Source organism: Massilimicrobiota sp. An80 (genome assembly GCF_002159255.1).
GTDB classification, from domain to species: domain Bacteria; phylum Bacillota_I; class Bacilli_A; order Erysipelotrichales; family Coprobacillaceae; genus Allocoprobacillus; species Allocoprobacillus merdigallinarum.
Genome location: NZ_NFHI01000030.1, coordinates 20,329 through 30,567, shown reverse-complemented (window position 1 = coordinate 30,567; position 10,239 = coordinate 20,329). Strand labels below are relative to the sequence as shown.

At 33.0% G+C, this 10,239-nt stretch carries 8 protein-coding genes; all 8 read right to left on the bottom strand.

Annotated elements, in window-relative coordinates:
- Positions 1–124: 124 nt before the first annotated feature.
- A complete protein-coding gene (locus B5G32_RS09110; RefSeq protein WP_087244435.1) occupies positions 125–484 on the bottom strand; it encodes a hypothetical protein in 360 nt (119 codons plus the stop codon).
- Positions 471–845 (bottom strand): RidA family protein, encoded by a 375-nt coding sequence (locus B5G32_RS09105; RefSeq protein WP_087244434.1) that lies wholly within the window; start codon positions 843–845, stop codon positions 471–473. Before B5G32_RS09105 ends, B5G32_RS09110 begins: the two co-directional genes overlap by 14 nt.
- A gap of 120 nt (positions 846–965) precedes the next feature.
- Positions 966–2,663, bottom strand: a complete 1,698-nt coding sequence (locus B5G32_RS09100) for a Na/Pi cotransporter family protein (protein WP_087936460.1) — start codon at positions 2,661–2,663, stop codon at positions 966–968.
- A gap of 184 nt (positions 2,664–2,847) precedes the next feature.
- Complete coding sequence (locus B5G32_RS09095) at positions 2,848–3,228, bottom strand: hypothetical protein (RefSeq protein WP_087936459.1); 381 nt, start codon at positions 3,226–3,228, stop codon at positions 2,848–2,850.
- Between the two features lie 155 nt (positions 3,229–3,383).
- A complete protein-coding gene (purB, locus tag B5G32_RS09090; protein WP_087936458.1) occupies positions 3,384–4,760 on the bottom strand; it encodes an adenylosuccinate lyase in 1,377 nt (458 codons plus the stop codon).
- Complete coding sequence (locus tag B5G32_RS09085) at positions 4,761–8,519, bottom strand: phosphoribosylformylglycinamidine synthase (RefSeq protein ID WP_087936457.1); 3,759 nt, start codon at positions 8,517–8,519, stop codon at positions 4,761–4,763. It lies immediately after the preceding gene.
- Positions 8,520–8,528: 9 nt separating this feature from the next.
- Positions 8,529–9,785, bottom strand: coding sequence for a phosphoribosylamine--glycine ligase (gene purD, locus B5G32_RS09080; RefSeq protein WP_087244429.1), 1,257 nt, complete (start codon positions 9,783–9,785; stop codon positions 8,529–8,531).
- Between the two features lie 12 nt (positions 9,786–9,797).
- Complete coding sequence (locus B5G32_RS09075; RefSeq protein WP_087936456.1) at positions 9,798–10,235, bottom strand: ASCH domain-containing protein; 438 nt, start codon at positions 10,233–10,235, stop codon at positions 9,798–9,800.
- Positions 10,236–10,239: the final 4 nt, after the last annotated feature.

Below are 10,239 nucleotides of genomic sequence, written 5' to 3'. Positions count from 1 at the left end.
CTTGACAGATGTAGTTTCAAGACTACACTTTTTGAGCTTGAGTAAATATTAAAAACCAGGAAAAATATATTTCCATACAATTCCTGGTTAAATATTGTCATCTTAACTTAATGACATTGAAGTATTACCTTAGTTCTTTTACTGTATGACCATAGGTATTCATTTCTTTTTGAATTTGTTTTATATACATAATTTTTGCTTTTTGATATATATTTTTATCCTTTAATAATTGCTTACAATAAGGATTTTTTTCACGTAAATAATACAAGTTAACCCAATGACATGAATAATCTTTTTGATTCATAGTTGGATATAGCCAATTTTCATGTAGTAAAATAGCATTTTTATATCCTTTTTTTGCTCTTTTTTGTTGAAGATAACTTTTTATATCTTCAAAAATAATTTCCGTATGTCCATCACTATAATAAATTTTAATATAATGATGAAATCTTTCAGCTAAAATAATAGTGTTATTTGACGGCAATAATTTCCACTTCTATAAGTGCGCCTTTTGGTAAGCTTCCTACTTCAATAGCACTTCTAGCAGGATAAGGCTCTACAAAATATTGAGCATAAATGCTATTAACAGTATTAAAATCTTTCATATCGTCTAAAAATACTGTTGTCTTTACAACATGAGAAAAATCTAAATTTTGACTTTCAAGTAATCCTTTGACATTATCTAAAGCCTGTTTTGTTTGTGCTTCGATTCCTTCTGGCATTTCACCAGTTTGAGGATTCAAAGGAATTTGACCAGAAAAGAAAATAATATCTCCTAAATCAATACCCTGACTATATGGTCCAATAGCTCCTGGTGCTTTATCCGTTGATATAACTTTTTTCATTATTATTACCTCCTATGTTGTTCAATATTATAACAAATTTTCATCATAGAAACTACTGTTTATATAAAATATTATTTTTAACTTTAAAAACAGAAAAACTTTATGTTTTCACATAAAGTTTTACGCTGTTGCTTTTTCTGTTTCTTCGATCATTTCTGGTTTCACCATTTTCATAGCTTTCATTGCTTCTCTTGCTTTATAGAAACCTTTGGCTATGTTCAATCCATGATCTCCAATTCTTTCAAAATCTGTAAGAATCTTTGTATAGACAACACTGTTCTCTGTTGTACATTTTTTATCTTTCAATCTCTTAAGCTGATTCACTGTAAACTGATGATGTGTCTTGTCTATGTTCTCTTCTATTACATCAACTTTGTCTACAATGCTACTGAACTCATCATAGTTCATGATTCTCAGCTCATCTAGTATATTGACACAAAGACTGCTCATGATTCCGATCTCATCCATAGCTTCATGTGAGAATCGTCTGTCTTCACTTTGAAGTAGCTCGGCCCTTTGGGCTATGTTCACCGCATGATCTCCAATTCTTTCAATGTCTGATGATATCTTCATGAATAAACCAATGGCCTGTGATCCTTCTACTGGAAATTCTGTTGAAATCGCATTTGTTGTAAAGTCTACGATATTTTTATTCAAATAGTTAATATATTCTTCATTCTTTTGTAGCTTTTCATATTTGTCTTCCTTGAACTCTATCAAAAGTTCAAATGATTTGCGGACATTGTCTATTGCAACATCTAGCATGTTCTGTGTTTCATTGAACAACTGCGTATTCGCAATAGCACTTATTCCAATATGATAGTCGTTTGTAAAAATACCAAAGTCTAAGTATTTTAACTGCATCTTTCCTTCCAATTCTGGCTTTTCTGGTAAAATAATGAATGATAAATCGACCAGTTTTGTTCCAATTGGCAACAAGATGATTGTTGTCACAACATTAAATACTGTATGTACATTGGCAATTTGTGCAGCAACATTTGTTGGTGTTAATGATGCCATAAACGCAGCAAATGGTGTTGTCATACTAATAATAACAAAGATAATTGTTCCTATAATATTGAATGATAAGTGAATAATGGTTGTACGTTTGGCATTGCGATTAGCCCCAATGGAAGCCAATACAGCCGTAATACATGTTCCGATATTTTGTCCAAATAAAACATAAATAGCTGATGGTAAAGTTACAACTCCACTCATCGCTAACGCCTGTAAAATACCTACTGACGCTGATGATGACTGAATGATGGCAGTAAAGACTGCACCTACTAAAATACCAATCAATGGATTTTGGAAGTTTGCGACAATATTTGCAAATTCTGCAGACTCTCTTAATGGCGCCATTGCTGTTGACATCATTTCCATCCCCATAAATAAAATACCTAAACCAGCAATAATTTCACCAATTGCATCAAGTTTCTTGCTTTTGAAAAAGGCAATTAATACAACCCCTATAAAAGCAATAATAGGTGCTAAAGCTGTAATATCCAAGGCAATCAGCTGTCCTGTGATTGTTGTTCCAATATTGGCACCCATGATGACCCATACAGCATTTTTCAATTGCATAAGTCCTGCATTAACAAAGCCTACAATCATAACTGTTGTTGCTGATGAAGATTGAATAATTGCTGTTATCAGTGCTCCAACTGCAACCCCTAAAAAACGATTTGTTGTCAATTTTTCCAAAATTGACTTCATCTTATTCCCGGCAGCCAACTCTAAACCATTTGACATCATTGTCATCCCATAAAGGAATAAAGCCAACCCTCCAAGCAAAGAGAATATGTTTGTCAGTTCCATCATGTCCCTCCTATTTATACACAAGTAAAACTTAACATATTCCTAACATAATGTAAATATTTTTAACATAATCTTAACATTTCTATCGACATTTTTCATATATTTTCTAAATCATAAAGCTATATATTATATAGGTTCTTTTATCTCATAAATGTCTTTCGCTGCTAAGTTTTTGAGAAAAATATCACGATTTCACAAAAAATCTTTCAGCCAATTCTGGATACCCTATTTCTAACGCTTTTTGAAGTTGGTTCATTTCTTTATTGACTGCATTGATTTTTGCATATATCAATATCAAGATACATAATTCAGCTACAAAACCAATGGAAAAAAGATAAACTATTAAGGCCTGTTGTTGAACTTTTGTTATTCCTAAACCACCTACGCCAACAATACATATTATCAAAATGATCATAGCACGTATCCATCCCTTTTGTTTAGCATCATGGTTTCTTTTTATAACTTGATACATAGAATGAATCTCATCTAATGTATATTCCCTATTTTTTATCTTTTCTAACATGGACTTAGGTAGTCCTTTATTATAAATAACACGATATTTCATTATCTCATCCCCTTTTATAACAATTATAACATATCCAAACTTTTCATGGTTAAAATATCAGATTGATTGATCAATTCATTGTAAAGCATAAATTATATAGTTTTTGTTTATGTAAAAAGGTAATGTTCATCATAGATGCCCATTACCTTCTCTATTTATTTCATTTTTGCAAGTTCACTTGCTTTACCAATATAAGAAGCTGGTGTCATATTCACTAAAGTTTCACGGTCTTCATCAGAAAGAATATCTAAACTTTCAGTAAATTTCAAAATATCTTCTTTAGAAATACTTTTTCCTCTTGTTAGAGCTTTTAAAGTATCATAAGCATCAGGCACACCATATTTTCTTAACATTGTTTGAATTGGTTCAGCTAAAACTTCCCATTTTTCATTAAGATCATATGCTAATTTTTCTTTATTCACTACACATTTAGCAAGTCCATTTAATGTTTCATTCATAGCCTGTAAAGAATATCCAAAAGCTAATCCTAAATTTCTTTGACTAGAAGAATCAGATAAATCTCTTTGCATGCGAGATTTTGGTAACTTATTAGATAAAGCTACACAAATATGATTTGACATATCTGCATTGGCTTCACTGTTTTCAAAACGAATTGGATTCACTTTATGAGGCATTGTACTACTTCCTACTTCTCCTTGAACTGGAATCTGTTTAAAGTATTCCATAGAAATATAAAGCCACATATCAACATCTAAATCCATTAAAATATTATTGAAATGACGAATACCGTCTAAAATATGACAAGTATAATCATGACTTTCAATTTGTGTTGTTAATGGATTGAAAGTTAAACCTAAATATTCTTCAACAAATTTCTTAGCTTGTGCAGGCCAGTCAACATTTGGAAAAGCTGTTAAAATAGCACTATAATTTCCTGTTGCACCATTGAATTTTGCTTTAATCTGAATATTTTTAATATTTTCAATACTAGAAGCAAAACGATAAGCATAGACTTTAAATTCTTTACCAATTGTTGTTGGTGTCGCTGGTTGACCATGTGTATGTGCCAACATGGCATCATCACTATGTTCAATTGCCCATTTATTCATTGCATCTACAACTTCATTTGCTTTTTTTAACCAGACATCTTGTAAACCATGTTTAATCATACAAGCATAAGACGTATTATTGATATCTTCTGAAGTACAACCGATATGAACAAAGCTGATTAAATCATCGTAACCCATTTCTTTTAAAGTATTACCAATATAATATTCTACAGCTTTAACATCATGACGTGTTGAAGATTCAATCTCTTTAATTTTGGCAAAAGCTTCTTCATCAAAATGATTAGCTATATCTTCAATTTGTTTCATATTGGCTTGATCAAAATTCTTTAAGATATCACTTTCAATATTTTCAATCAAGAACTTTAACCACTGAATTTCTACATATACACGATATTTAACTAAAGCATATTCACTAAAATATTGGGCAAAAGCATCTTTGACATTACTATAACGTCCATCTAAAGGACAAAGTGTCATACTTTCAAAAATTTGTCTTTCCATTTATTTACCACCTTTAAAATAATTTACACCTGCTTCAAATAATTTCTGATTCATTTCACCATAAATATTCTTATTTCTATTTTCACCTTGACGTTCACTATGAGCCATTTTTCCTAATACACGTCCATTACTTGAAACAATACCTTCAATAGCCATCATTGATCCATTAGGATTATATGGTGAAACCATAGTTGGCTGATTGTTTTCATCTACATATTGACTAAAAACCTGCCCATTTTCAAATAATTGTTCAATGTCTTCTTTTGGAGCAACAAAACGTCCTTCTCCATGAGAAATAGGAACAGTATGAATATCTCCTACATTCACACCTGTTAACCAAGGTGATTTTACAGAAGCAATTCTTGTATTCACCATCTGAGATAAGTGACGACCAATTGTATTGAATGTTAATGTTGGATCATTTTCATCCATATCTTTAATATGTCCATAAGGAAGTAATCCTAATTTCACTAATGCCTGGAATCCATTACAAATTCCAATCATCAATCCATCACGATTTTCTAATAAATCATCAATGGCAGCTTTTAGTTTTGGACTTCTTAAAACTGTCGCAATAAATTTACCAGATCCTTCTGGTTCATCACCAGCACTAAATCCACCAGGTAACATCATAATTTGTGATTGACGAATAGCCTTTTCTAATTCTTCAACAGAATCTTTCATTTCTTGAGCTGTTTTATTTCGCATCAAGACGAGTTGAACTGTTGCGCCAGCACGTTCAAAAGCACGTTTTGAATCATATTCACAGTTTGTTCCTGGGAATACTGGAATAACAACTTTGACTTCATCATATGTCTGTTTTGCTTTTAATTCACTTCTTTGATGACAGTCTTTCACAATCATATCACTTGTTGGAGCTTTTTCTGTTGTTGGATAAACATCATTTAAAACAGATTCATAAACTTGATAAGCTTCATCTAATGATAAAGTTTCATCACGATATATCATAACAGATGAATCAACTGTATGTCCAATAATTCTTGTATGTGGCAATGTCACAACTGAATCATTTTCAACTTCTAAGATGATATGTCCATAATCTTTTTGAACAAAGCTTTCTAATGCCAATTCATCATTCAATTGTACACCAATTGCATTTCCAAATGCCATTTTATAAACAGCTTCAATCACACCACCATCTTTGACAGTATAAGCACTATAAACCTGTTTATTTTTCATCAATTCCATAATACCATCATATTGTGCTTTTAAAGCATCAAAGTCAAAAATATGGAATTCATCTTTTGGTAACATCACTTCTACCAAAGTATGATGAGCTGCTTTTAATTCTGGTGTCATCACATCTTGCACATCTCCACCAGTAATCGCAAAAGAGACAAGTGTTGGTGGCACATGTATATCTTCAAATGATCCTGACATAGAATCTTTTCCTCCAATAGATGGAAGTTTCATTTCAGATTGAACACGATATGCACCAAGTAATGCTGCAAATGGTTTTCCCCATTTTTCTGGAATATCAAGTAATTTTTCAAAATATTCCTGGAAAGAGAAACGAATTGTATGATAATCTCCACCCATTGCGACAATTTTCGCAATAGATTCAACAATCGCATAAATAGAACCATGATAAGGTGACCATTTTGAAATGACAGGATTATAACCATAACTCATGATTGAACATGTTGTTGTTTCTTTTTGTAATACCGGAATTAAAGCGACCATACCTTCAGTTTCAGTTCTTAAAGTCTTTCCACCAAATGGTGATAAAACAGTTCCATTACCGATAGATGAGTCAAATCTTTCCACCAATCCTTTTTGGCTACAAACAGATAAACGACTTAAAACATCTTTTGAAGTTTTGACAAATGATGTCTGTTTCACTTCATCAAAAGGTGTATGATCAAAATCAGGTAATTCAACATGAATATTCTGATAACGTGAAGCTCCATTCTTATCTAAGAAACCACGATCAATATCTACAACTGTCTGTCCCATATAAGACATTGTTAAACGGTTTTTATCAGTGACTGTTGCGACTTTGACAACTTCAAGATTTTCCTGATCACAGGCAGCTTTAATGAAAGCTTCATCACGAGGATCAATCACAATAGCCATACGTTCCTGAGATTCAGAAATCGCTAATTCTGTTCCTGTTAAACCTTCATATTTCTTTAAGACAGCATCTAAATTGATTTCCAGTCCATCTGCCAATTCACCTACGGCTACACAGACTCCACCTGCCCCAAAGTCATTACAACGTACAATACGTTTTGACACTTCAGGATTTCTAAATAATCTTTGAATTTTTCTTTCTTCTACTGGATTTCCTTTTTGAACTTCAGCTCCAGCTGTTGTTGTGGTTTTTAATTCATGTGATTTTGATGAACCTGTCGCTCCACCAATACCATCACGACCAGTACGTCCACCAATCAATAAAACAATATGTCCTTTTAATGGTTCTAAACGTTTTACCTGATCTTTTGGTGCAGCTGCCACAACGGCACCAAGTTCCATACGTTTTGCAAGGAATCCATCATCATAAATTTCATGGACAAAACCAGTTGTTAAACCAATCTGGTTTCCATAGCTTGAAAAACCATGAGCTGCTTCCTGACAGATTTTACGTTGAGGAAGTTTTCCTTTCATTGTTTCGTCTAATGGCTGTCTTGGATCTCCAGCTCCTGTAATACGCATAGACTGGTAAACATAAGCACGTCCTGAAAGAGGATCACGAATGGCACCACCTAAACATGTTGCTGCCCCACCAAATGGTTCAATTTCTGTTGGATGGTTATGTGTTTCATTTTTAAACATCAATAGCCATTCTTCATCACCTTCATTGGTATGAACAGTCAATTCTACAGAACAGGCATTAATTTCTTTAGAAACTTCTAAATCATCTAAATAGCCTGTTTTTCTTAATTCTTTCATAGAAATCGTTGCTAAATCCATTAAAGTTAATGGACGATCTGTATTCACACCATAAACCAAATGACGTGATGTTTTATAATTTTCAACATCTTTTTCTAAAATTTCTTTAAATGCACCATTTTCAATGTCTAAATCTGTAATGATTGTCGCAAATGTTGTATGACGACAATGATCAGACCAATATGTATCTAATACCTTTAATTCAGTTTCTGTTGGATTACGTTTTTCTTCATTTTTAAAGTAATCTTGAGTGACTTTTAAATCATCTTCATTCATGGCCATACCATTATCTTGTATAAAGCGTTTCAATTCATCATCACTCATATCCATAAATCCATCAATAATTGGAACAGGGTTAATATGTACATCTTCATCATTCAAATGTTCTGGTTTATCTAATGAAGCCAAACGCTGATCTACTGGATTAATCAAATAATTTTGAATATCTTTGACATCATCATCAGATACCTGTCCTTCTAAAACAATTAATTTGGCACATTTGACCTTAACATTTTTTTCACCTGTTAAAACCTGAAAACATTGCTCACAGGCATCAGCTCTCTGGTCATATTGTCCAGGTAAAAATTCAATCGCAAAAGCTTTTTGATGTTCATTTAAAGGATAATCTTCCTGATAAATTTCATCAACCATAGGTTCACTTAAAATTGTTGGAATCCCTTGTTTAAGAACATCTTCACTGACACCTTGAAGATCATAACGATTCACAACATGAACATCTGTCACTGTTTCTATTTTTAATTGTGTCTGAATATTATTTAATAACTCATTCGCTTCAATAGCATATGCACTTTTCTTTTCAACATATACACGATAGACTTTACTCATCTTTTCACCTCAATTTAATCCAATATCTTTACGATAATATTTACCATCAAACTCAATAGTCTTGGCAGCCTGATAAACTTTATCACGTGTTTCCTCTAATGTTTGACCATAGGCGCAAATATTTAAGACACGTCCTCCATTTGTTACAAGCTCACCATTTTGATTGATAGCAGTTCCAGCATGGAAAATCACGATATCTTCATCAACCTGATCAATACCCGTAATAACCTTGCCTTTTTCATAGCTTCCTGGATAACCCTGACTTGCTAAAACAAGACAGGCCACATGTTCGTCTTTCCATTGAATATCAATATCTTTTAATGTTTTTGTACTTACAGCATACATAATATCAAATAAATCTGTATCTAATCTTAAAAGAATAGATTGTGTTTCAGGATCTCCAAAGCGAACATTGAATTCAAGAACTTTTGGTTGATTATTTTCGATCATCAAACCAATAAAAACAACACCTCTATAATCCATATGATCAGCTTTTAAACCAGCCATAAATGGTTCTAGAACATCTTTTTTCAAAATCTCTTCCATTCCCTCTGGTAAGAAAGGATTTGGAGAAACAGTTCCCATACCACCTGTATTTGGTCCTTTATTTTCATCATAGATTTGTTTATGATCCTTAGCACTCACCATGGGAACGATTGTTTCACCATCAGTAAAACAAAGAAGTGAACATTCAAATCCAGTTAAGAATTCTTCTAAAACAACTGTTTTTCCAGCTCCGTCTAAAGCTCCTTCTACCATCATTTCCTGTAAAGCCAGCTTTGCTTGTGATTCATTTTCACAAATCACAACACCCTTACCAGCTGCCAATCCATCTGCTTTGACAACAACAGGATAATCAAATGAAGTTAAAGCTTCAATAGCCTCTTCATAAGAGTGAACTTCCTGATAGGCGGCAGTAGGAATATGATGTCTTTTCATAAAATCCTTAGAAAAAGCTTTACTTCCTTCCAAAGTTGCAGCCTGTTTCGTTGGGCCAAAAACTTTATGTCCATGACTTTCCAATAAATCAGCTAATCCCATGCATAAAGGCACTTCAGGTCCAATCACTGTAAAATCAATCGCATGTTCTTCAACAAATTTTAAAATACTATCTAAATCTTCTACATGACCAGGATGACAAGTTCCAATTTCAGCCATACCTGGATTTCCTGGTATAGCATGAATTTCATCAACTTTCTGGCTTTTATTTAAAGCATAAGCAATCGCATGTTCACGACCACCACTACCAATAACTAATACTTTCATGGTTTCCTCCTCTTATGATTTTGGATATACAACTTTAAATTTTTCACACACAACTAACATGTCCTTATGAAACTGCTGACCCATATTTTCCATTTCCTGTGTAAAAAAATCTGCATGTATTTTTCGCCAATAATCAAGCGTACGATCTCCCTCTCCCTCTAAATAAGCATGCTCATCATTCACTTGATCAAAGGGAATGATGGTAACTTCTGTCGTTTGAATGATACATACAGCATGATCTTGTTTATCTAAGATAATGCTGTAATTTCCAACCTGTGGTAGAGGTTCATCGTATTGGACATATATGGGATAAGCTGAAGATGTTGCTGTTTTGATTTTCAGTAATGTCAGTAAAGCAAGCCCATTGGCATGACTACCATACTGCCATGCATCGTAACTATCTCCAGCCTCTTTGTCCAAAAACTTATCCCACATCTGTTTAGCATTCATTATT

Excerpts from the sequence above, each read along its gene's own strand:
- B5G32_RS09075 (WP_087936456.1), bottom strand. The coding sequence starts at position 10,235 with ATGAATGCTAAACAGATGTGGGATAAGTTTTTGGACAAAGAGGCTGGA.
- B5G32_RS09105 (WP_087244434.1), bottom strand. The coding sequence starts at position 845 with ATGAAAAAAGTTATATCAACGGATAAAGCACCAGGAGCTATTGGACCA.
- purD (WP_087244429.1), bottom strand. The coding sequence starts at position 9,785 with ATGAAAGTATTAGTTATTGGTAGTGGTGGTCGTGAACATGCGATTGCT.
- B5G32_RS09085 (WP_087936457.1), bottom strand. The coding sequence starts at position 8,519 with ATGAGTAAAGTCTATCGTGTATATGTTGAAAAGAAAAGTGCATATGCT.
- B5G32_RS09095 (WP_087936459.1), bottom strand. The coding sequence starts at position 3,228 with ATGAAATATCGTGTTATTTATAATAAAGGACTACCTAAGTCCATGTTA.
- B5G32_RS09100 (WP_087936460.1), bottom strand. The coding sequence starts at position 2,663 with ATGGAACTGACAAACATATTCTCTTTGCTTGGAGGGTTGGCTTTATTC.
- purB (WP_087936458.1), bottom strand. The coding sequence starts at position 4,760 with ATGGAAAGACAAATTTTTGAAAGTATGACACTTTGTCCTTTAGATGGA.